This window comes from Cobetia sp. AM6 (genome assembly GCF_009617955.1).
GTDB lineage: Bacteria > Pseudomonadota > Gammaproteobacteria > Pseudomonadales > Halomonadaceae > Cobetia > Cobetia amphilecti.
Genome location: NZ_AP021868.1, coordinates 2,550,115 through 2,574,237, shown reverse-complemented (window position 1 = coordinate 2,574,237; position 24,123 = coordinate 2,550,115). Strand labels below are relative to the sequence as shown.

The following is a 24,123-nucleotide window of genomic DNA, read 5'->3' as shown; positions in this document are numbered from 1 at the left end:
TTCAAGCTGATCGTGTGCGCTGACGAGGCATGGGCCTTGGCGAGAGCGGGGGACTGCTGTCAGGGCCCGATCCGGCAAGTTCCGTTTGCCTGTCACCGTCGCGCGAATGGGTCGACGTTACGCCAAGATGGCGCATGGCACCAGCCCACACCTGCCATCCGGCATCACGGCGTGGGCTGGGTGCCGGGGGAAGATGGCTACTTGCTGACCATCTCTCCCCGCTCTGTCACCGTCGCCGTCTCCCCGCCATGCTGCTTCACCAACTGCGCCATGGCCTGGTCTTCCGAGCGGCTTTCGGCTTCCTCGCCGTCGGCATTGCCCATCTTGTGCATCAGGCGCTCCGCGAGTCGCCACAGGGTGGCGGCTTCGCTGATCATCATCACCGGGATGCTGATGCCCAGGCGTGCCTCCACCGCCGTCATCAGCTCGACTCCCATCAGCGAGTCGAAGCCCATGTCGTAGACGCTCTTGTTGACGTCGATGGCATCTACGTCGATCAACAGAATCTTGCTCAGCTCGCCCTTGAGAATCTCGACGATGGCGGTCTGCAACGCTTCGCCGCTCAAGCCCGCCAGTGCCGCGGCGATATCATCCTGCTGCGCCTGGCTGTTGTCATCCTCACCGGCGCGGCGAGCGATTTCCTCGAAGCGCGGCGTGGCGGCAGTCGGCAGGAAGCGCGCCAGCGCGCCCCAGTCCAGTTCCAGCACGCCCAGCGAGCGACCCGGCAGGCCGAGTGCCTGGGCCTTCTGATCCGCGCTGATCATCTCGCCGAGACAGGCCAGCGCGTGGTCCGCCATCAGCGCATCGCCGCCCAGACGATTCTTGAGCGCTTCACGGGTCTTCTCGTTGCGCGCCAGGAAGCCGGCATCCTCGATCGCGCCCCAGCGTGCGCAGGTGGCGGGCAGGCCACGCGCACGACGGTTGGCGGCAAGCCCCTCCAGCCAGTGGTTGGCCGCCACGTAGACGCTCTGTCCGGGATTGCCGAACAGCGTGGTGGCCGAGGAGTAGAGCACGAAGAAGTCCAGCGCATGCTCACCACTCAGGCGATCCAGCAGGCGCGCGCCTTCCAGCTTCGGCGTCATCACGCGCTGGATGCGCTCGGCGTCCAGATGGCGGATCAGCGCATCGTCGATCACCGCGGCGGCATGGATGATGCCCTTGAGCGGCGCGATAGCATCTTTCGCCTCACTGGCATCATTCTTACTGGCTTCATGGAACTTGGCGAAGCGTGCGAACACCTTTGATAGCGCGGCTTCATCGGCGACGTCACACGCCAGAGCATGCACACGCACGCCCTGCGCCTCGAGACGCGCGACACCGGCCTTGGCCTCTTCACTGGCCGCACCGGAGCGCCCGAGCAGTATCAGCTCACGCGCGCCCATCGCGGCCAGCCACTCGGCGCTGCGCAGGCCAAAGCCGCCCAGACCGCCGGTGACCAGATAGCTGCCCGCCGGGTCGAGACTCAGCTCGCCGGACAGGTCAGCCGGGGTAGAAGCCTCCGAGACAGTCCGCGCCTCGCTCAGCGGTGCAGTGAGGGAGCGCTGAGTGACGACGACCTTGCCGATCTGGCGGGCCTGCTGCATGTAGCGGAACGCCTCCACCACCTGGCTGGCATCGAAGGTGGTGTAGGGCAGCGGCGCCAGGGTGCCATCCTCGAAGAGCGCCATCATCTCGCGGAACAGGCGCGTGGTCAGGCCCGGGCATTCCTTCATCAGCTGATCGGAATCGATGCCGAAGTAGCTCAAGTTGTTGCGGAACGGACGCAGCCCCATCGGGGTGTTCTCGTAGAAGTCGCGCTTGCCCAGCTCACAGAAACGCCCGAACGGCTTGAGTACGCGCAGGTTCTGGGCGATGGCTTCACCGGCCAGTGAGTTGAGCACCACATCGACACCGCGGGCATCCACGCTTGGATCGCGCTGCTGGCGGGCGGCGAGATCGGCCAGGATGTCTTCCGCGAAGCCGTGGCTGCGCGAGTCATAGACGTTGTCGATGCCCATCAGCGCGAGGAAGTCACGCTTGGCGGGCGAACCGACAGTGGCGAACACCTCGGCGCCCAGCCACTCGGCGATCTGCAATGCCGCGATGCCCACGCCGCCGGCGGCGCCATGAATCAGTACCTTCTCGCCTTCTTCCAGCCGCGCCAGATGCTTGAGCGCGTAGTAGACGGTGAAGAAGGTGGTCGGGATGGTCGCCGCGGCTTCCAGGCTGACGCCGTGGGGCACATGAGCCAGCGCGGTATCCGCGATCACCAGACGGTCCGAGAAGCTGGCCGGGCCGAAGCCGACCACGCGCTCGCCGACCTTGAATTCGGCATTGGCGCCAGCCTGAGTGACGACGCCTGAGAACTCGAGCCCCAGGCTCGGGCCGGAGAAGCCGTGTTCGATGGCCTCATCCGACAACAGGCCGAGGGTGTACATGACATCGCGGAAGTTGAGGCCGGTCGCCTCGACACGCACTTCCACTTCACCGGCTGCCACGGTGGGCAGCATGCGTGGCTGCCATTCCAGATTGCGTAGTTGGCCGGGCTGGCTGAAGCCGAGGCTGACGCCGTGGCGCTGAGCGCCTGGGGCTTTAGAGGCTGATGCCTGAGCGCCTGAGGTCTGCGAGCCTGAGATCTGCGAGAGGTCACTCTCACCACCAGCGGCCTGCTGAGGCGCCGCCACCTGACGCAGGCGTGTCGCGAAGCGCGCGCCAGTGGCATCCAGCACCACTTCCTGTTCGTGATCCGGCGCTTCGAGCTCCTGCACCAGCGCGTCCAACAAGGCCGGCGTGCTGATGGCGTCTTGCTTCAGCGTCGGCGTATCCAGCAGGCGAATGGCCAGCGACTGGCTCTCGTTGGCCAGACTGCGTGCAAAGCCCCAGCTGGCCGCATCCGCTGGCGGCGTCGCTGCGGGCGCATTCTCTGTCTGCCACAGCGTCGCCACGTCATGAGTCAGCACCCACAGGGTCGGGGCGAGGCGGCTGTCGTCCTGCTCCTGGGCGCTGTCAAAGGCTTGGGCGATCTGTGTCAGCAGCTGTTGGCGTGCGCACTGGAAGGCGTTGGTGCTGTCCGCATCATTCTGCTCAGCTGTCGCCGCCGCACTGGGCAGCGCGATCAGGTGATCTACGTCGCCAAGTTGCTCGATCAATGCGGACACGTCCGCGGGCAAATTGGCTGACAGGCGCTGATGGCTGACCTGATGACCACGCGCGGTCAGTGAGTCGCTCAAGCGCGTCAGCAGTGCCTGTTCCGCCGGTGCCTGCGGGCTATCCAGCAGCGCGATGGAGAGCGTGACAGCTTGGCTTTCTGCGGTTTGGCTTGCCACTGACTCACTCTCGACTGATCCACTTGCCGCCATCTGGCCTTCAGCGGTTGTCGTAAGAGCCGCAAGTGGTGCCTGGGCGGCAAGCGTCGCGGACAGCCACCAGGCGCCTGATGTTTCAGTCCCCTGATTATCGTTGGCAGGCGCTGCCGACCCGATGTCGAGGCCCAGCTGGGTCAGGAGACGCTGCCATTGCGCGATGCCCGGATGACTGCGCAGTTGCTCACCATCATCGAGGGCCAGAATCGGCCCGGCCCAGGCCGCCGGTTCACAGCCACACAGCAGCAGCTGCGCACCGGGTGCCAGGTGGGCGATCAGCGCTGTCAGCAGCTCGCGCGCCTGTGACGGTGCCTCGAAGTCCAGATGCACGATGGCGAGCTGCGTCTTGCGGGTCGTGGCGGTATCCTGGAAGGCCTCGCCCGCGATCACGTCGATCAGCGGCAAGTCATCCTGCAGGCGATTGGCTTCACTGAGGGCGCCAGCACTGGTGGCCACGAAGCGGTAATCCAGCACTGAGTAACGACCGTTGCGTGCATCCGCCTCGCGCAGTGTCGCGAGACGCTGGCCCAGCCAGGGGCCGCCGGCCCCCAATTCCAGCACAGCGAGGCGCTGGCCGGCCGGCAGGGCGGCAAGCGCGCTGCTGATGCGTTGATCGAGCTGTGTGCTCAACCACTGCCAGCCAGCATTGCCGACCGCCGTCTTGAGCAGCGTCGGGATCAGCGGCTGGCGCAGATGTTCCAGTGCGGCACTGGCATCCGCCGAGAGTAGCGCCTCGAGGTCTGCCACCGCTTCATCGTCCTTGCTATCCGGCGTGGTACTGTCACCTAACGGCATCCCGCGATTGAGCCATTCATTCAGATGCAGGTGCAGGCGACCGGCGGCATGCGTCAGCGGGAACTGGCCCGGGTAGTCACGTACCAGCAGCTGCCAGATGTCATTGGCGGCGGGGAGATCCAGCGAGTTGATCTGCCAGTCGCCGCTATCGAGTGCTTCCGTCAGGCCTTGTGACTCGGCCCAGTCGAGCAGCGCACGACTGAACAGCGGACAACGGCGCTGCCAGCGCGACAGCGCCTCGTGATCCAGGTGGGCCAGCTCCGGGTCGCCCGGCGCGGCGTGACGCATCAGGGTCTCGTGGACGCTGGCGAGCATCAGGCTGTCGAGCAGCGGCTCCAGCTCATCGCGGAAGCACTGGCTGTCGGTCAGCAGCGTCTGTGCGCTGTCGGCCGCGTCGCTCTCACCAACACTCTCACCAACATTCGCATCATCATCCTCACCGTCATCGGCAGCCTCTGTGGCCTGCATGGCGTCATTCACCAGGCCTGCGAGATCCAAGGCCGGCGCGGAGGCTTGGGTGAGCGGGTGCGGTGCGGCAGTCAGTTCGATATCCAGATAATCCAGATGCGCCGTGCCATCACGTCCCAGACGCACGGCGCGGAAGCGGGCCTCTTCGGCGACTGCCACGGCGCGGCCTTCGGCATCGAACAGCTCGAAGTCGGCGCACAGGGAATGCGGGCCACGCGAGCGCAGCACGACACGTGCGGTGACGATCTGCGAGGCGGGTACCTGCTCACGTACCTGTAGGCGTCCAACGCGTACCGGTACGAAGGCCATGCCGTTGCTTGCCGCCATCTGGCCCTTGAGCACGCCCAGCAGCGGAATGAACAGCTGGAAGGCGCTGTCGAGCATGCCAGGGTGCAGGTGGAAGTCGGCATCCTGGCTGGCCATTTCCTCGGTCAGCGAGAAACGCGCGAGCACCTGCGGACGCGCAGTGCCCGGTGCGTGATGCTCGTTGCCTGCGTCGACCCAGATCTGCTCGGCGGCTTGGAAATGCGGGCCGTAATGCAGGCCGAGTTGCGCGGCAGCGGCCACGTGCTCATCGCGACCGAAATCGGCGGCGCGAGTCGGCATGACCGGGGCGGCTCGCTCCAGCAGGCGCCCACGCGTGGCGGTGAAGGCGCGCGCCACGGCGTGCAGATTCCACTTGTCGGCATCTTCCGCGCGTGTCTCACGACTCTCCAGACGCATGGCGCCATTGGCGCTGTCCAGTGACAGGCGTGTCAGACGCAGTGTGCTGTCATCGAGCAGCAGCGGGGCGCGAATCTCGAAGTCTTCCAGGTCCAGCACGTCGGGCAGGCTGTCCGGATCGGCGCTGGCGACCTGCCATTCGTGGGCGGCGGCCAGGCATTGCTCCAGATAGCCGGCTCCCGGGAAGACGGCACTCTCGCCGACCTGGTGATCGGCCAGCCACGCGACCTTCTGAGTATCGAGCTGAGCTTCCCAGGTCAGGCGTTGCTGGGCGAGACGATAGCCGAGCAGCGGATGTACGTAATGACGATCCAGCAGGCGCTGGCTTTCGCTGGTGGTCTGGATCCAGCATGGGATGCGTTGCCACGGGTAGCTTGGCAGCTCGACGAACTGGCCGGCGACCGGGAACAGGCCGGTGATGTTGACGGCGCCGGAGAGCAGCACGCGACCGCGCAGATGCACCAGGGCATCTACTCCGGCGTGGCGGCGATCGAGACTGGCGAGCACCTGGCCGGCGGGCGCTTCTTCACTGCGCGCCTTGAGGATGTCGTTCAGGTAGCTGCGCAGGATCGGGTGCGCGCCGATCTCGATCAGCAGGCGATGGCGGCCGAGGGCAGTGTTCTCTTCCGCATCGGCGTGCCAGTTGACCAGTGAGGTGATGGCGGCCTCGAACATGACCGGCTGACGGATGTTTTCCCACCAGTAGCGTGCATCCAACTGCTCGCCGGCAATGACGCTGCCGGTGGCGGTGGAGATGAACGGGGTATGGGTGGCACGGGGCGTCAGGCCGTCGAGGGATTCAAGCAGGCCGGACTTGATCGGGTCCATCGCCGGGCTGTGGAAGGCGTAGTCAAGCCCCAGTACCCGTGCGAAGGTGCCCTGGGCGGAGAGCTCCTTGCTCAACGCTTCCAGCAGCTCACGCTCGCCGGCCAAGGTGGTGCCGCGCGTGCCATTGATGCCGGCCAGTGACAGCGAGGCCCATTGTGGCTGCTCCAGCCATTCGCGCATCTCGCACTCGCCCAGGCCGACGGCCATCATTGCGCCGGTGCCACGGGTGCGCCCCTGGTGGTAGCTGCGCTGGAAGATGACGCGGGTGGCCTGCCCAAGCGTCAGCGCGCCACTCGCCCAGGCGGCAGCGACTTCGCCGACACTGTGACCGGTGACGGCAGCAGGACGGATACCACGCTCGATCAGCCACTCGGTGACCGCGACCTGCAGCGCGAACAGCGTCGGCTGGGCGATCTCGGTGGCGTCCAGACGATTTTCACCTTTCTCGCTCAGGCTGCCGTCCAGCTCCTTGAGCAACTCGAAGCCATTGAAGTCACGGAAGGCGGCATCGAGGCGCTCCAGGCAGGCGCGCACGCTGGGGGATTCTTCCATCAGGGCACGACCCATGCCGGCCCACTGGCAGCCATTGCCGGAATACACGAACACCGGGCCGCGCTCCTGTGCGGGAGCCGGGGCATTCGTCGTGGCACGCGGTGAAGCACCATTGTCGCTGACGCTCGGTAATGCCGGCAGACGGTCCGCCAGAGTGATGCGCGGATGGTCGCCGAGATCCCCTTCGCTGCCGAGGGTGTCGAGGTCCTCAAGCAGGGTGGTGAAGTTATCTGCGTTGAGCAGGGCACCATGCACATGGTGCTCGCGGCGGGCAGCCAGCTGCCAGGCGAGATCGTAGAGGCTGGGCGCCATGTCGTGGGCGGCGAGCTCACGCAGGTGCTCTGCCAGTTCCAGTGCGGATTGCTTGAGCGCCTGTGGGGAACGGGCGCTCAGGCGCAGCGGCGGCGTCTGTTCACCTTCAGTGTTCGGTTGCGCTACCGATTGTTCGGGGGCGCTTTCTAGCAGCACGTGGGCATTGGCGCCACCGAAGCCGAAGGAGTTGACGCCGACGACCAGGCGACCTTCCGCCTTGAGCTTGCGCGGCTGGGTGACGATATCCAGATTCCACTCGTCGGTACGAATCTTCGGATTCAGACGCTGGATCTTGATCGTCGCCGGCACTTCACGGTGCGCGATTACCCCCAATGCCTTGGCCAGACCGGCCACGCCAGAGGCGGTTTCCAGGTGACCCATGTTGCTCTTGATCGAGCCGATCGGCAGCGGACTGGTGCGCTTCTGGCCGATGGCAGCACCGATGGCGCGGGTTTCCAGCGGGTCACCGACCGCGGTGCCGGTGCCGTGGGCCTCAAGATAGTCGATCTCGTCCGGAGTGATGCCGGCCTGCTCGCAGGCCTGCTCCATCAGCTGAATCTGCGCCGCCGGGTTGGGCACGGTCAGGCCGGACTTGTAGCCATCGGTATTGACCACCGAAGAGGCCACCACGGCGAGGATGCGGTCGCCATCGGCGATGGCCTGGTCGAAATCCTTGAGCAGGAAGACGCCGCCGCCTTCGGAGCGCGCGTAGCCGTCGCCGGCTTCATCGAATACCTGACAGCGGCCGGTCTTCGACAGCATCGTGGCCTTGGAGAAGATCAGGAAGCCGTACGGATGCAGGTGCAGGCTGATGCCGCCGGTCAGTGCCATGTCGGTCTCGCCGCTTCTGATCGACTGGCAAGCTTGGTGGAAGGCGACCAGCGAGGAGGAGCAGGCGGTATCCAGCGACAGGCTCGGGCCGTGCAGATCGAAGGCATACGACAGGCGGTTGGAGGCTACGCTGGAGGTATTGCCGGTCGCGGTATTCGGGCCGATGGCGCTCAGGTCATCTGCCATGCGATAGGAGTAGTCCAGGCTCGCGATGCCCATGAAGACGCCACAGCGTGAGCCGCGCATCTTCTCGGCCGGGATACCGGCGTGCTCGATGGCTTCCCAGCTCATCTCCAGCAGCATGCGCTGCTGGGGGTCCATGCTGGCGGCTTCGCGCGGGCTGATGCCGAAGAAGGCCGGGTCGAAGCCCGTGATGTCGCCCAGTGAGCCTGCGGCGAAGCTGTAGCTCATGCCCGGGGCTTTCTTGTCCGGGTGCGAGAGAGACTCCTTGCTCCAGCGGTCGTCGGCGACTTCGGTCACCATGTCCTTGCCGGCCAGGAGGTCGTCCCACAGAGTGGCCTGAGTGGTGCCGGGGAAACGGCTGGCTGCGCCGATGATGGCAACGCGTCGGGTCATGACAAGCTCCTGAACTTCTGAGTCACGGCACTGTGGCGAGCATGTTTCGCGGTCGCCTTCAGCAGCGCACTTCCTAATGTATCGATATTGATGACGCGCGGGTCGCCCTTGCGGCATTGCTCGTCAGTCTTGAAGGGCCCTTCACAATCGAGGGCCCACTCCATCAGCTCCGGGTTCTTGTCGCGCACGGCCGCCATGGTCTGGCGGGCGGTGTCATCGGACTCCGGCAGGGCGCTGGACCAGATGAAGCTGTCGGTCACGCCATTGGGCTCGCCCAGGGTCGTATAGACCTCGGGCATGATCGGCACATGGTCTCCATAGAAACACAGCAGCCCGCCGCGTGGCAGTCGTGCCAGCGCGGTGGTGAGCTGTTCGATCATCGCATCGGCATTTACCAGATGACGTAGATAGATGCCCAGTTCCTGACAGTTCTCCGGCAGGTCTCCGTCATACCACTCCGGTAGACGTGTGCAGTCGAAGGCTTCCAGGTGCAGTGGGCCGTGATTCTCCATGGTAATTACCTGGATGAACAACGGCGTGTCGCCGGCTTCCAGCAGGCAGTCTTCGACCTTGGCCGCCACGGCGGCATCACTGATGTACTGGCCGCTCTTGTCGGCATCGCTGAAGTGGGCGATGTCGAGGAATTCATCGAAGCCGAGCTGTTTCAGCACCTGATTGCGCAGATAGAAGCTGCCGGGATAGGGGTGGATACATAGCGTGCGATAGCCCCTTGCCTTGTAGCTGGCGGCCAGATTGGGCACGGCGCGACGCGCCAGCTGGTGGTAGGGGTTGAACTGGTGCACGCCGAGCTCCTCGGCGGTCAGCCCCGTCAGAAAGGCGGTTTCGGTGCGCACGGTATTGGCGCCCCACGCCGGCACGGCCAGACGACCGCACGGCAGCCCTTGGGCCAAGGCGGTGAAGTAGCAGCGGTCCAGGTTCGGCAGCAGGTCGTCACGTACTCGGGGGTAGACGCGGCGGGCATCGAAGAAGGATTCGCTCTGCACGCTGACGACATGGGGGAGCGCTTGGGTGGCATTCTCGTCATCCAGCTCGCGCAGAGTATCGGCGAGATCGCGCTCTCCCTCATCCAGGGGATTGTGCTGCGGAGTGAGAGGACGTCGCGCCAGCCGCGCATAGGCCAGCAGGTAGGCCACCATGCCCAGTTCGCTGAGGTCGAACTCGGGCACCAGCATTACCTTGCTGGCCAGACGGTTGCCCAGGGCGTAGACCAGGAGGCTCGCACCGATCAGTACGCTGATCAACGGCACCAGCCACAAAGCGGCATTGCCTGAGTAGGCGGCGGAGAAGCCCAGCGCGGGTTCGAGCCAGAGCCCCAGACCGATCGCCAGCGCCCCTGCCGTGGTCGCGGCGATGGTCAGCCCGATGCCGAAGAAGGGGATATACAGGCGCGGATGCTTGATGGCGTCGGTAAAGTACTCGAAGTCCTGGCTGAGGAAGGGTTCGCGCAACGACACGTACTTGGTGTGGCTGACCTGCAGCACTACCAGCCAGAGCGCATTGACGACGATCAGCGAGAACCATGGCCGCTGGGTGATCAAGGTGCACAGTGACCAGCTGGCGCACCAGTACCCGACATGTGCCAGCCGGGCACTGACGGGGCGACGCCAGAATGCGGCTGGCGGTGTCGTCATCTGTTTCAACAGCAGATGCTCGAGCCCCAGCGTCAACCCGAGACCGACCAGCAGTGGCCCGGCCATGAAAGACACAAACGCAATGACAAACTCCATGTAATGCCGACCTCGTTAGCCTCTGCCGTCGCAGAGGCTGTGTAGTGTCCGGTCGAGTACTCGACCCTGATCAAGATCCATGGCGACGAGGGGAGTGGTAATCCGGCCCCTCGCCGCAGTAATTTCAGGCGCTCTGGTGTCCAGATCCTGATCGATCCAGCTTGTCCAACTGTTGCCAAGGTGTTGCCGCCACCGTCTTCCCCTTTGACCCTGGAGGGTATACCCCAGTGGCAAGTTCTGGGGTATTACGCTAACTCATTGTCATGACAATGGAAAAACGCTGAGCCATTGCCCGCTGTTCATGGCCGGCCGGCTCATGACTCGGATCCACCGCTCAGGTTCATGGCATATGAAGACGCAAGCCCGCTCCGTGGCGCGTAGGTGGATGCCCCGATCAATGAGTGTAATTGAACCACCCGAGCAGGCGTTGGGAGATTCCGGCGGGCAGGACACTCAACCACCAGCACCCGAAGTTGAGCGGGAAGGGGAAGCTGATACGGGCCCGGTTACGCGCTGCGCCCTTGAGGATGCGGCGTGCGGCTTTCTCGGGGGGCATCTCGAAGGGCTTGGGCCCGGGCATGGCCTCACACATCGGTGAGGTGACATAGCCGGGCATGACGACGGTGACCCCCACGCCGTGGGGTTTGAGCCAGCTGCGCAGGCCTTCGCCATACGCCTTGACCGCCGCCTTGCTGCCGCTGTAGCTGGGCGTCAATGCCAGGCCATGCCAGGCCGCCAGTGAGCTGAGCAACACCAGCTGGCCACTGCCGCGCTGCTTCATCGCCATGGCCAGTTGATGGGCCATCCCCAGCGTGCCGATCACGTTGGTCTGCAGCAGGCGGCGTGAATCCTCCCAACGCTCTCCGTTGCCCTGGGGGCCGATATCGGTATTCATGCCGGCATTGGCGATGGCGATGTCCGGCACGCCGCGCGCGCAGACTTCATCCAACCAAGTGAACAAGGTCTCTTCATCACACAGGTTGAGTACCGTGCATTCCACCTCGGCGCCCAGCTTGCGGCAGTCGCTTGCGATCGCATCGAGTCTGCGCTGTTTGCGGCCAGTGAGGATCAGCGTGGTGCCTGTCTCGGCATAGGCGCGTGCCAGAGCACCGCCGATCTCGCCCGTGGCACCGGTGATGAGGACGCGCCGCAGACGGCTGGCATCCTGCGCGGCTTGCGCACTGGAGTCGCTCTCTGCAGGTCGATGCTCTGCTGGTTGATGATCCGCTCGATGAGTGTCAGCGGTGCGCTCAGCGTCGGTGGGCTCTGGCTGCTGGGGGGGCATGGCCGTCATCTTTGGTCTCCTTGAATCCCGACACCGAAGGTCGGCAGTTCCCTTGCGTTTCTCGTTATGGTCGGGTGAGAGAGGCTGCCTTCATTGGCGTGTCTCACCAGTGTTGCGTGGTCCAGCAGTCTTTTTGCATTTTCAGCAGCGGCTCAACATGTTTTCCAGCGGCGAGCGTTCGGCGCACAGTATCTTGGACGCGCCCACCACGGCCAGTTGCATGCCCGGCTTGCAGTAGAAACCGCCATTGAGCTGCACGGTATGAATCACCGTATTGCGGAAATGTCGGAAGAGCGTCGGGTCAGGGCGTTGGCCCTGGGTCCAGAAATCATGTAGCGAGCCCTGGAAGGTCAGGCCCGGCAGATTGAAGATCGGGTCACCCATGCAGAAGGTCGGACAGCGATACTGCAACGCTACGTTACCGGTCGTGCTGTTGACCGTGATCATGCCCCTGGCCTGCTGCAGCAGCTTCTCCAGATTGCCGCTCTCCAGATAGACGATACGCCCGATCAGGTCGTAGCGGCGCTCCAATGAGCGAATCAGCCCCGGGTAATCCACCAGCCCCATGTCGAGAGGGTGGTTCTTGATCACCAGGCGCGCACCGCGTGGCGCATTCAGGGCAAAGCTCTTCATCACCCGCTGGATGACTTCCTGCATATTGGCGAAACGCGAGTGATGACGTATCTGGGCATCGGTATTCAGCTGCAGCGGTAGCATGTAGTAGGGCGCGCCACTGCCCATCAGCTGCTCGATACGCTTGGCATCACGCCGTTTGTACCAGCGCATCAAGGGCAGTCGTGTCGCATAGCCCGCGTATTCCTGCACGGCGTGAATGCTGTGCGGGCGGTAGCGCGGGAACAGCAGCGGATTGGCTGCGCCCGCCAGGTGGTAGGTGATGTCATGACGCGCACGCTCACTGAAAGGTGCCTTGAAACGCTGCGGCGTGGGGGCATCTTCGAGGTGTTTGCCTGCCTCACGGAACCAGTCAGGGTCGCGTGGCAGCAGAGAGTGGCCATTGACGCCTTCGCGCTCCAGTGTCACCCAGTAGGGGCGGAAGTAGCCCTCCTCGAACACGTGGGTACGAATGCCGAGATATTCCGCCTTGAGCACGGCATCACGGTGTACCGGGCGTCGGTCGCCGAATAATACCTGATCGGTGACGTGATGCTTGCGCCAGAGTTCGGCGATCCAGTCACCGAGGTCCTCAAGCTTGCCGCGATAGGCATATGCCTTGTCATGGCGCCAGTAGAAGCTGTCGCCGCTGTTGAAGTTGACCTTGATGACCTCATGACCATCCTGCTTGAGCTTTTTTGCCAGATGCAGGAAGAAGGGCGAACACACCCCCTGGAGCAACATGAAGACGCGCCGACGGCCGCCTCCCGGCCGGATGTGAGCAGAGGGGGGCTGTCCCGTAGTGTGCAATTCAGCATCACGCGAGACGTCGGGCTGAACTGGCGGGCGTGTCAGGATGGCATCATCCGACATCTTGAGCTGGCGCAGCTTTTCGATCGCGCTAGCCACGGAAGTTGCCGGTGAGATGCCTTGTTCCCCAAGGCTCGCTTGCGCGCGAGCGTCCGCGGGCATGAGGGCGGAAGCTGAAGTGGTGTGAGGCAATGCCAGACGTCCATGTAGCATGATTCAATGCTTCCCGATGAATAAGGCGCGATACACTCGATAAAGACGCGTTTTCCAAGGTAATGCAGGCTTCAAGGTACCCCTGCGAAGCTTGTCACGTTGTTGTTCCAGGATCGTGACGACTGTCTCGGCATTGCATAAGTGACCGTGCTCAGGGGCCACATACACGGGGTACTCGATCAGAGCGCCGGCCACCAGGGCATCCACACTCAAGTGCCGAGTTCTCCTTGGGCACTCAACGAGATCATGAGTCAACCCCCAGCCAGCATAGAAGGGTAGGCCATGGGTCGTGACGGGCACACCGCGTATCAGGGCTTCGAAGCCCGCGAGCGAGCAAAGCGTGTGTACATGATCCACCTGCTCAAATAATCGACTGATATTGCCGGTGGTCAATTCAAGATCGTAAGCTTCGTCTGCAGTCGTCACCTCGCCACTCCGCCCCCCTGTGATAACGTCGGGATGCGGTTTATAGATCACGTAAGCTTCAGGATGCAATTCCCGCGCCGCCTCAAGCAAAGCCTGGTTGGTACGAATGCCGGGGCAGGCATGGCGTATCGAGGCATCTGATTCCACCTGACCGACGACCAATATCACCTCACGGCCCTTGGCCATCGCGCGAAGGTTAGGCAATTCATCACCTTCTGAATTGTACTTGCTCAGTCCCAACGTGATCAGTCGCTCGCGTAATTGGCGTGCGCGGCCTAACTCGGCATCGGTGAAATCATGATGCATCAACCACTGCTCCAGCGCGCTTGAGCGACTGGCGTCAAAATGCATGCCGAGCGGGTCGAGGATCAACGAAAGTGGCCGCGTGAGATCCACGCCCAGGCCGACTGAGCGCAAGAAACCGTCCTCGATTCGCCACAGAGCGCCTCCTTGTGCAATGACGGAGGATTCCAGCTCTGCTGTTGTTCGGCTCGCCCAGCTCAGCACGCGGGTAGGGGGCGGGGATTTTTGTTCGCGCTGTGACGTCGCTTGCGGATCATGAGCGATCGTGACACTCGCTTTCTTTTGCAGCTTTCGCAGCGCGATGGCATCGCTTTTGACGAAGTCGCAGTGCGCCAACGGCCCCAGGAAGCCGGGCAGGAAATTACGCTTCCAGCGCGAGTACCCCGGCGCTATCCAGTGACCTGCCAGCTTGGTAGCCATTCGCTTCTGGTCTGCGAGCAGCTGAATGATATCTTCGAGCGTCGCGGCTTGGTGGGTATAGGGATTGGCATAGCGGCTGTATTCGAGATAGGTCGCGGCAAACACCTGCTCAAGCGTGCGTGACTGGCCTCGGCGCGGACATTGCTGCCGATCATCCGTCAGGCCCCAGCCGGCATAGAATGGCATGCCGTGACAGGTCACCGGCAGGCCTGCCATCAGGGCCTCGAATCCAAGCTGGCTGGTCACGACATGGACACCATCGACCTGTTCGAACAGGCTCCAGGGGTTGATGTCGTCGCTCAGCAGCCTGCAGTCAAGCTTGCGCGCCTCCTCCAGCAGGTAGCCGCGCTTCTTGCCGGCGATTACATCCGGATGCACCTTGACCCACACCTCGGCTCCCTCGATGGCACAGGCCTCCCTCAGCATGGCCAGAAAAGTCGCTGGGCTGGCCATGCCACCAATGACAGACGCATCCTCGGCGGTCTGGTCCACGACCAGAAGTCGCTGCACGCCGGGCTGGCGGGTAGGGAGCTTGCGCTCCGGTGCATGGTTGTACTTGCTCAAGCGATGCATGCGCAGGCTTTCGATGGCCGCGCGCGCCCGGGCCAGCAACGCCTCTCCCTGACGTGTCCGCGCTTCCTTGATCAGTTGCTCGAGATCGCTCGGTTGGCGCGCATCGTAATAGATGCCCTGATGATCGACCACCATCGCCATGCCAGGGTAACCGGCGCTTGCCAGGGTCAGGGAGCGCAGAAAACCATCCTCCAATGCGACGTAGGGCAATCCATGTTCAAGCGCATATTGGCGCGCACGTTTCGCCGTGGGTTTATGTCCCCAACCGACGACACGCATGATGTTTGTCGAGGATTCCTGGCCCACGAATTCTGGCGCAGTATTTATCCCTTTCGATGCCCCGAGTTCTGACAAAGTATCAGTCTCGCTCGCTGCTGAATGTTGTTCTTTTCCTACATTTTTTTTGCTCAGTGCACCTGTCGGGGCGCGTCGCCTGGCAGCGAAAGATAAATTCTTGAAGATGAGCGAGTTGTCATTGTTCTGACACGAAAGGGGTGTACGCCCTCTGGTCAGTGGCAGCAACTCGGGAATGAAGCAGGCAAGAAGTGGTTGGCGATAAATACCTGAAGAAAAACAGAGCGATGCCCCAGAGGTCGCGTCATGCGTGACATCTTCTGATCCGTGCTGAGCGTGAGAGGCGCAGGGCAGAGCACGCATGATAAGCCCCCATCCTTGGTTCATTGCCGCCTTCAGCATGCAGGGTGTCCGTTTCAGATAAGAAAAGTGACTGCTTACTAGTGATGCTCAGCACGCCTGGTGAGACTGTCGTGTGAGACCGTTGACTCAGAGTCCGCAAATAGGGAAAGTACGCAAAGTGACGAACGAATTCAATCAAGTCTTTGCTCGCGATATTGGTAGCAGGCAAATGATTAACCTGTGTTTTATTTTGTTTGTCAGCTTTTTCACTGCACGCTTCAGCAGTAATAGCTTTGCTGCTAAAGTGCCACGCTCTGCGATGCATTTTCATTAATGCTTGAGCTTCATATGAACGTGAAGCGCAGGGCTTGACCAGAAGAAGCGGCAGGACGCCAAGGGAACGCTAGTAGATGGAAATCGCGCAGCACATGGACGCTTTTGTCACCCTGGTGGTGACGGTAGGAGTGTTGGCAGGGCTTGTCTGGAATCGTTGGCCGGCGGAGTGGCTGATGATGGCAGCTGCCGTGTCGTTGATTCTGCTGGGCGTCATTTCTCCGGCGATCTTCCTGGCCGGATTCGCCAATCCGGGTATCATGACCATCGGCGCGCTTTTCGTGGTCGCCGCCGGTGTGCAGGAAACCGGTGCGCTGCGCTGGATGCTCGAGCGTCTCCTCGGGCGCCCCGGCTCTCCTTCTTCTGCATTGGCACGCCTGATGCCGATCACCTCGCTGCTCAGCGCCTTTCTGAACAATACTCCCGTCGTCGCACTCTTCATCGGCCTGGTTCAGGGCTGGTGTGCGCGCATGAAAATCTCGCCGTCGCGTCTGCTGATGCCCATGAGCTATGCCGCCATTCTCGGCGGTACCTGCACCCTGATCGGCACCAGTACCAATCTGGTCGTCGATGGCCTGCTGCAGTCCCAGGCCAATCTGCCCGGGCTCGGCATCTTTGATATCTCTGCGCTGGGCGTGCCTGTGCTGATCATCGGCACCCTGTGGATGGTGTTGATCGGCTGGCGTTTCCTGCCCCAGCGCAAGGGGCTGGTCGAGCAGCTCGGCAATGGTCGCGAGTATTCCGTGGCCATGCGAGTGGCCGACAAGGGGCCACTGCACGACAAGAGCATCGAAGAGGCGGGCCTGCGCAGTCTTCAATTCGGTTATCTGGCCGAGATAGAGCGTTCCGGCAAGCTGCTGTCCATGGTCGGCCCCGACACCATTCTCCAGTCTGGTGATCGCCTCATATTCGTCGGTGTGGCAGACACGGCACATGAAGTGCGTGTTTTCCGCGGCCTGGAGAGCGACGCCGCAGGCCTGGATCTGGATCATCACCAGCGCCGCATGGTCGAGGCCGTCATCGCTCCTAGCTCCCCCGTCGTCGGCATGAACGTGCGCGAAGCGCGATTCCGTACTCGCTACCAATCCGTGATCCTCGCCGTGTCACGTGATGGTGAGCGTATCAACAGCAAGGTCGGTGACATCGTACTGCGCCCCGGTGACACCCTGTTGCTGGAAGCCGCTGCCGATTTTACCCCCCTGCATCGCTATAACCGCGAATTCCTGCTGGTCAGTACGCTGGACGGCAATGGCATGCCCAATCTGACCAAGGCGCCCATCGCACTCGCCATCATGAGTCTGATGATCATCACGCACCTGGCGGGCATGGCCGAGCTGGTCGAGGCAGCGGTGGCGGCCGCCATTCTGATGGTCTTCACCGGTTGCCTCCCGGCCTCGCAGGCGCGCGCCAGCATTGATGGCAGCGTGCTGGTCGTCATTGCCGCTGCATTGGGGCTGGGACAGGCGATGACCGACAGTGGTGCAGCTCAGATGGTGGCGGACCAGCTCATGCAGCTGGGTGGCGGCTCGCCGCTTTTGATGCTGGCACTCGTCTATCTCACCACGACACTATTTACCGAGATCATCACCAACAACGCCGCCGCCGTGTTGATGTTTCCGATCGCCATGGCCGTCAGCGAGCAGCTGGGGGTCTCATTGATGCCCTATGCGATTGCCATCATGTTCGCGGCCTCGGCCAGTTTTCTCACCCCGCTGGGCTATCAGACCAACCTGATGGTGATGGGCCCGGGGGGCTACAAGGTGTCCGATTACATGAAGGTCGGTTTGCCGATGAGCCTCATCGTCGGCGTCACTTCGGTCGCTCTGATTCCGCTGATCTGGCCATTTTCGAGCTAAACCATGTTCTGCTTCGTCTGGCAGCCGCTGGCGAGCGTTACCCTTTACATCGCCAGCCTGGCTGGAGAATTCACACTGACAGGAAGGCACATGACGGATACGACAGTGAGCACGACCGACAGCACGACACGCGCCGTGTTGAATGCGTTGGAGGCCATTGCTCGCAAGGCGGGCGCTGCCATCATGGAGATCTACGAGAGCGGTGACTTCACGGTCGACATGAAGTCGGATGATTCCCCGCTGACCACGGCAGACCGCGCAGCGCACGCCGTCATCGTCGACGGTCTCAAGGCCATGGACGCCGAGTTCGGCGCCACACCGATCCTGTCCGAGGAAGACGCGGACATCAGCTGGGACGTGCGCAGTGACTGGACGCGTTACTGGCTGGTGGACCCACTGGATGGCACCAAGGAATTCATCAAGCGCAATGGCGAATTCACCGTCAACATCGCGCTGATCGAGAAGGGCGTGCCAACCATGGGCGTCGTCTACGCGCCGGCCATCGAGACGCTCTATGTGGGTGCCCAGCAAGGGGAAGGCCAGACGGCCATCGCCGAAAAGCAGGTCGGAGAGGGTGAGCGTCAGGCCATCGCCGTCAGTGACGTGCCGAGCAACACCGATAGCTGGCGCATCGTTGGTAGCCGCTCTCACCAGAGTGAAGAATTCAAGGCGTTCGTCGCCGACTTCGCTGCCTGCGATATCGTCGCCATGGGCAGCTCTCTGAAGCTATGCCTGGTGGCGGAAGGGGCGGCAGATCTCTATCCGCGCCTCGGCCCGACCTGTGAATGGGACACCGGTGCCGCGCATGCAGTGGTGGAAGCCGCGGGGGGCCAGGTGCTGAATGCCGAGACCCGCCAGGCACTGCGCTACAACCAGCATGACTTCGTGCTCAACCCCTATTTCATAGTGTGTGCCAAGCCGGCCGCTCCCTGGGCGTGAACCAGGCGCAAGGCAGGGGGTAGGCAAGCGTCACGGGACTGACGCAAGAAGATGTCAGTCTCGTGTCAAAGATACTATGTCCTCTTCGCAGCGAGTTTGGTGTGTCAGTGTGTGCGGAGAGGACAAGGACAACTAGCAGAGTGATCTCAAGGAACCTGTAATGACTGCATCATCTACGGCCGACAAGCTCGGCATCACACCGGAACGTCAGACCCACCTCAAGCAGCTTGAGGCCGAATCCATCCACATCATCCGTGAAGTGGCAGCGGAATTTGCCAATCCGGTCATGCTGTATTCCATCGGCAAGGATTCCGCCGTCATGCTGCACCTGGCGCGCAAGGCTTTCGCGCCGGGTGTCCCGCCGTTCCCACTGATGCACGTCAACACCACCTGGAAATTCCAGGAAATGATCAAGTTCCGCGACGAGATGGCCGCGGAAGTCGGCATGGAGCTGATCGAGCACATCAACCAGGAAGGCGTCGCGGCGGGCATCAACCCGTTTGATCACGGTAGCGCCAAGTACACCGACATCATGAAGACCGCTGGTCTCAAGCAGGCACTCGACAAGCACGGCTTCGATGCCGCCTTCGGTGGCGCACGTCGTGACGAGGAAGCCTCGCGGGCCAAGGAGCGTGTCTACTCCTTCCGTGACCAGTACCACCGCTGGGACCCCAAGAATCAGCGTCCGGAGCTGTGGAACATCTATAATTCCAAGATTAACAAGGGCGAGTCCATCCGCGTCTTCCCGCTCTCCAACTGGACCGAGCTGGACATCTGGCAGTACATCTACCTCGAGTCCATCAAGATCGTGCCGCTGTACTACTCCGCCGTGCGTCCGGTGGTCAAGCGTGATGGCCTCGACATCATGGTCGACGACGACCGTCTGCCGCTGGCAGAAGGCGAAGCGCCGGAGATGAAGTCCGTGCGCTTCCGTACCCTGGGCTGCTACCCGCTGACCGGCGCCGTGGAATCCATCGCCGCGACCCTGCCGGAAATCATCCAAGAAATGCTGCTGACGCGTACCAGCGAGCGCTCGGGACGTGCCATCGATCACGACCAGGCAGGCTCGATGGAGAAGAAGAAGCGCGAAGGTTACTTCTAAGCCGCGCGCCAGGTATCCGGCTCCGTCGCCAGCAACGGCGATGGCATGCTTCACGGCAAGCAAGACTCAACGAAATTGACAGGACGAGGGATGTCCCAAGCGCTGGAAGTGTCGCACGTCGCGCTTCGCACGCCACAAGACGCTCGCGCCGAATAGGCCTCGTTCAGGGAGAATGACAGTGTCACACCAGTCGACGATGATCGCGGAAAATATCGAAGCCTATCTCAAGGAACACGAGCAGAAAGACCTGCTGTGTTTCATCACCTGCGGCAGCGTGGATGACGGGAAGTCGACCCTGATCGGTCGCCTGCTTCACGACTCCAAGATGATCTATGAAGATCAGCTGGCCGCCATCACCCGCGATTCCAAGAAGAGCGGCACCACCGGCAAGGTCGATCTGGCGCTGCTGGTCGATGGCCTGCAGTCCGAGCGTGAGCAGGGCATCACCATCGATGTCGCCTACCGCTACTTCTCGACCGACAAGCGCAAGTTCATCATCGCCGATACCCCGGGGCATGAGCAGTACACTCGTAACATGGCGACCGGGGCTTCCACTGCAAGTCTGGCGATCATCCTGATCGATGCCCGCTACGGCGTGCAGACCCAGACCCGTCGCCACAGCTACATCTGCTCGCTGCTGGGTATCCAGCACCTGGTGGTCGCGGTCAACAAAATGGATATCGTCGACTACTCCCAGGAACGCTTCGACGAGATCGTCGCGGACTACAAGGAATTCGCCAAGGACCTGGAAGTCCCGGATATCCGCTTCGTGCCGCTGTCCGCGCTGGAAGGCGACAACGTCGTCTCCATCAGCGAGCACACCCCGTGGTACGACGATGCTGCCTACGAAGCACGTCCGCTGATGGACATCCTCGAGACCGTCGATGTCACCGAGGACAGCAATCTGACCGATCTGCGCTTCCCGGTGCAGTACGTCAATCGTCCGAACCTCAACTTCCGTGGCTACTGCGGCACCCTGGCCGCCGGTACCGTCTCACCGGGTCAGCAGATCAAGGTCCTCCCGTCCGGCAGCACCTCTACCGTCGAGCGTATCGTCACCTTCGACGGTGATCTCGACATCGCCTGGCCGGGGCAGGCCATCACGCTGACGCTGACCGACGAGATCGATATCTCGCGTGGCGACATGATCGTGGCGGAAGATTCTGATCTGGAGCCGTGCACCGCATTCACCGCAGATGTGGTGTGGATGCATGAAGACCCGCTGATCGTCGGCAAGGAATACGAGCTCAAGCTCGGCACGTCCAGTGTCATCGGTCGCGTCGGTCGCATCATCCATCAGACCGACGTCAACACCATGGCGCGCAACGAAGCGGAGAACATGCCGCTCAATGGCATCGCCCGCGTGCAGGTCGAGCTGACCCAGCCGCTGGCCATGGACAGCTACCAGCGCTCGCCGCATACCGGCAGCTTCGTATTCATTGACCGCCTGTCCAACATCACCATCGGTGCGGGCATGGTCAAGGAGACCCTGAGTGCCAGCAACATCGTGTGGCACGACATGGCGGTCACCAAGCAGCGCCGTGCCGATCGCAACAAGCAAAAGCCGTGCATCATCTGGTTCACCGGTCTATCCGGTGCCGGCAAGTCCACCGCCGCCAACGCGCTGGAGCGTCAGTTGTTCGCCATGGGCTACAACACCTACCTGCTGGATGGCGACAACGTACGCCACGGACTGTGTGGTGATCTGGGCTTCAGCGAAGACGACCGCGCCGAGAACATCCGTCGGGTCGGCGAAGTCGCCAAGCTGATGGTCGATGCCGGCATGATCACTCTGGTCAGCTTCATCTCGCCGTTCCAGGCCGATCGCCAGACCGTGCGTGACATGGTCGGTACTGACGAGTTCATCGAAGTCTTTGTCAACACGCCGATCAGCGTCTGCGAAGAGCGTGATCCCAAGGGCCTGTATCGCAAGGCGCGTGCCGGTGAGATCAGCGACTTCACTGGCATCAGCTCGCCTTATGAAGCGCCGGAGAACCCGGAAATCGAGATCAACACCGGTGAGCTGAGCCTCGAGCAGACCGCGCTCAAGCTGGTCAATCAGCTCAAGCACTACAACGTCATCGGCTGATGCATTCACCCCGATCAGCCCTCGCCGCAAGGCGGGGGCGTTTGCCGTTTCAGGACTTCCATATGACTTTCTCCCGATTCAAACAGCGCCTGCCGAACATCACGCGCCTCGCGACAGCCGCGGGACTGGCCATCGTCATCTCGGGGTGTGCCACGGATTATCCGATCTCAACCGGTGCCGGCAGCACCAATCTGGCCAATCTGACCGGCGCCGCGGTTCTTCCGGCCGATGTCTCATCGTTTCTCGACAGCGCCGCACCCGGTGGCATGATCGCCGTGCCGACCAGCCCCTGGGGCAGCAATGTCGAAGTGGTCGCCCATGAGCGCTACTTCGCGGCCAGTGGGCGCATCTGTCGCGAGCTGACGGTCTCCAACAACCGTGACCTGCCGAGCAAGGAGCTGGCCTGCCGTACCAGCAATGACGGCAAGGCCGGCGAGGGCACCTGGGTGACCCAGCGACTGGTGACCGGCCTGCTGGAAGAGGCGCGCTGATGCGCTTGCAGCACCTTCGCGCTGACAGGTCCGCCTCGGGTTCAGCGTGAACCGACGACAACAGGGGCAGGCTGGCATGACCGGCACTGACATTCCTGATCAACACTGCACCATTTCTGCACTACGAGGGGCCTAGCCCGATGACAATTTCCAGATTTTTGCTCCGGGCCGGGTGCCTGGTGGCGGTAGCGTGCCTGAACGCCAGTCCTGCCATGGCGGTCGGGCTGGACAGCGGCTCCATCCTGTCCAGTGGCGACCAGGCTTCCAGCATTCCGCAGAAGACCGACAGCGTGGAAGACAAGGCGCGTGCCGACTGGCGCAGTGGCACCTATGGCCCGCTGACGTCTCAACAGCAGACCGACCCGGACTCTCTGCCGCCGTTCGGCGAAAACCTCTTCAGTGGTGGTTTCCGCGGCATGATGGCCGATGGCCTCAACAGCAGCTACACCATCAAGCCGGGTGACCAGATCACTCTGCGGGTGTGGGGTGGGGTCGAGATCGAATCCGTGCTGCCGGTGGATGCCCAGGGCAATATCTTCCTGCCGGGTATCGGTCCGGTGATGGTACAGGGCACCACCAATGCTCAGCTGGACGGCAAGGTGCGCAGTGCCATCCAGGAGGTGTACCCGGAAAATGTCAGCGTCTACACCAACCTGCAGGGTGTGCAGCCGGTGGGTGTCTTCGTCACCGGTTACGTCAAGAACCCGGGTCGCTATGCCGGTACCCCGAATGACTCCATGCTGTATTTCTTGGATCAGGCCGGCGGCATCGACCAGGCACTGGGCAGCTACCGCAAGATCAAGATCAAGCGCAATGGCCGCGTCATCAATACGGTCGATCTGTATGACTTCCTGATCAATGGCGAGATCGCTCGTCCGCAGTTCCGCGATGGCGATACCGTCGTCGTCGAGGAGCGCGGCCCGGCGATCAGCGTGGTCGGGGATGTCGAGCGTGATTACCGCTATGAGCTCACCGACGCGCGCCTGAGTGGCGAAGACGTCCTGAACCTGGCGCGTCTCAAGTCGGGTGTCTCTCACGTGCTGCTGCGTGGCTCGCGTCCGGATGGGCCCATCTCGCGCTATCTGCCGGTGGTGGAATTCCGTGGTGCCGACGTGCGCGCCGGAGATGAAGTGCTGTTCAGTGCCGACCAGCGTGACGAGACCATCGTCGTACAGCTGGAAGGCAGCTTCTATGGCCCGTCACGCTATGCACTGCCGCGCGATGCTCATCTGGGCGAACTGCTCAATGCCGTCGGGGTGCCCAGGGGGCTGACGGACTATCAAAGCATTTCCATCCGTCGTGAGAGCGTCAAGGAACAGCAGGCCCAGGCATTGCAGGACAGCCTCAATCGTCTTCAGGCCACCTATCTCGGCGCCTCTTCCTCGACCACCGAAGAATCCGAGCTTCGTGTCCAGGAAGCCGAGATGATCGAGAAGTTCGTCGAGCAGGCCAAAAAGGAAGAGCCGACCGGCCGACTGGTAGTGGCACGTGATGGCGGCAATATCGCGGATGTTCGCCTTCAGGACGGCGATGTCATTACCATTCCGGAAGTCAGTGATTCCCTGCTGGTCAGCGGCGAAATCGTGGTGCCTCAGGCCATGGTCTACACCCAGGGCATGACAGTGATGGACTACATCAACAGCGCAGGTGGCTTTACCCAGCACGCGGATGAAGACCAGATTCTGGTGGTACGCCAGAATGGCGCCGTGCGCCGTGCCGAGGAAGTTGAGCTGCGCTCTGGTGATCAGATTCTGGTACTGCCGGAACCGCCGACCAAGAACCTGCAGCTGGCCACCAGCATCACGCAGATTCTCTATCAGGTCGCCGTCGCCACTAAAGTCGCGATAGACCTCTGATCATG

The 24,123-nt window shown here is 62.4% G+C and carries 11 protein-coding genes; 6 read left to right on the top strand and 5 right to left on the bottom strand.

Features of this window, described 5'->3' with window-relative positions; translation table 11 throughout:
- Window positions 1-197: 197 nt before the first annotated feature.
- The 5 genes from CLAM6_RS17980 to CLAM6_RS10855 all read right to left on the bottom strand — a co-directional run bounded on the left by CLAM6_RS17980 (window position 198) and on the right by CLAM6_RS10855 (window position 15,512).
- Entirely contained in the window at window positions 198-8,426 is an 8,229-nt protein-coding gene (locus CLAM6_RS17980) for a type I polyketide synthase (RefSeq protein WP_153636083.1), read from the bottom strand.
- Complete coding sequence (locus tag CLAM6_RS10870) at window positions 8,423-10,144, bottom strand: LTA synthase family protein (protein ID WP_172978688.1); 1,722 nt, start codon at window positions 10,142-10,144, stop codon at window positions 8,423-8,425. Before CLAM6_RS10870 ends, CLAM6_RS17980 begins: the two co-directional genes overlap by 4 nt.
- Window positions 10,145-10,568: 424 nt before the next feature.
- A complete protein-coding gene (locus tag CLAM6_RS10865) occupies window positions 10,569-11,468 on the bottom strand; it encodes an SDR family NAD(P)-dependent oxidoreductase (RefSeq protein ID WP_242007653.1) in 900 nt (299 codons plus the stop codon).
- Between the two features lie 132 nt (window positions 11,469-11,600).
- Entirely contained in the window at window positions 11,601-12,980 is a 1,380-nt protein-coding gene (locus CLAM6_RS10860; protein WP_242007652.1) for a capsule biosynthesis protein, read from the bottom strand.
- Window positions 12,981-13,097: 117 nt separating this feature from the next.
- A complete protein-coding gene (locus tag CLAM6_RS10855) occupies window positions 13,098-15,512 on the bottom strand; it encodes a capsular polysaccharide biosynthesis protein (RefSeq protein ID WP_242007651.1) in 2,415 nt (804 codons plus the stop codon).
- Window positions 15,513-15,862: 350 nt separating this feature from the next.
- On the opposite strand from CLAM6_RS10855, the gene CLAM6_RS10850 reads away from it, so the two are divergent.
- The 6 genes from CLAM6_RS10850 (at window position 15,863) to CLAM6_RS10825 (ending at window position 24,118) form a co-directional block, all read left to right on the top strand.
- Complete coding sequence (locus tag CLAM6_RS10850) at window positions 15,863-17,641, top strand: SLC13 family permease (protein ID WP_242007650.1); 1,779 nt, start codon at window positions 15,863-15,865, stop codon at window positions 17,639-17,641.
- A 90-nt stretch (window positions 17,642-17,731) separates the two neighbouring features.
- Entirely contained in the window at window positions 17,732-18,580 is an 849-nt protein-coding gene (gene cysQ, locus CLAM6_RS10845) for a 3'(2'),5'-bisphosphate nucleotidase CysQ (protein ID WP_153636081.1), read from the top strand.
- Between the two features lie 160 nt (window positions 18,581-18,740).
- Window positions 18,741-19,682, top strand: coding sequence for a sulfate adenylyltransferase subunit CysD (gene cysD / locus CLAM6_RS10840; protein WP_153636080.1), 942 nt, complete (start codon window positions 18,741-18,743; stop codon window positions 19,680-19,682).
- Between the two features lie 172 nt (window positions 19,683-19,854).
- Window positions 19,855-21,771, top strand: a complete 1,917-nt coding sequence (gene cysN, locus CLAM6_RS10835; RefSeq protein WP_172978687.1) for a sulfate adenylyltransferase subunit CysN — start codon at window positions 19,855-19,857, stop codon at window positions 21,769-21,771.
- 62 nt (window positions 21,772-21,833) lie between these two features.
- Entirely contained in the window at window positions 21,834-22,262 is a 429-nt protein-coding gene (locus tag CLAM6_RS10830; protein ID WP_172978686.1) for a DVU3141 family protein, read from the top strand.
- Between the two features lie 140 nt (window positions 22,263-22,402).
- A complete protein-coding gene (locus CLAM6_RS10825; protein ID WP_153636077.1) occupies window positions 22,403-24,118 on the top strand; it encodes a polysaccharide biosynthesis/export family protein in 1,716 nt (571 codons plus the stop codon).
- The last annotated feature ends 5 nt before the right edge of the window (window positions 24,119-24,123 follow it).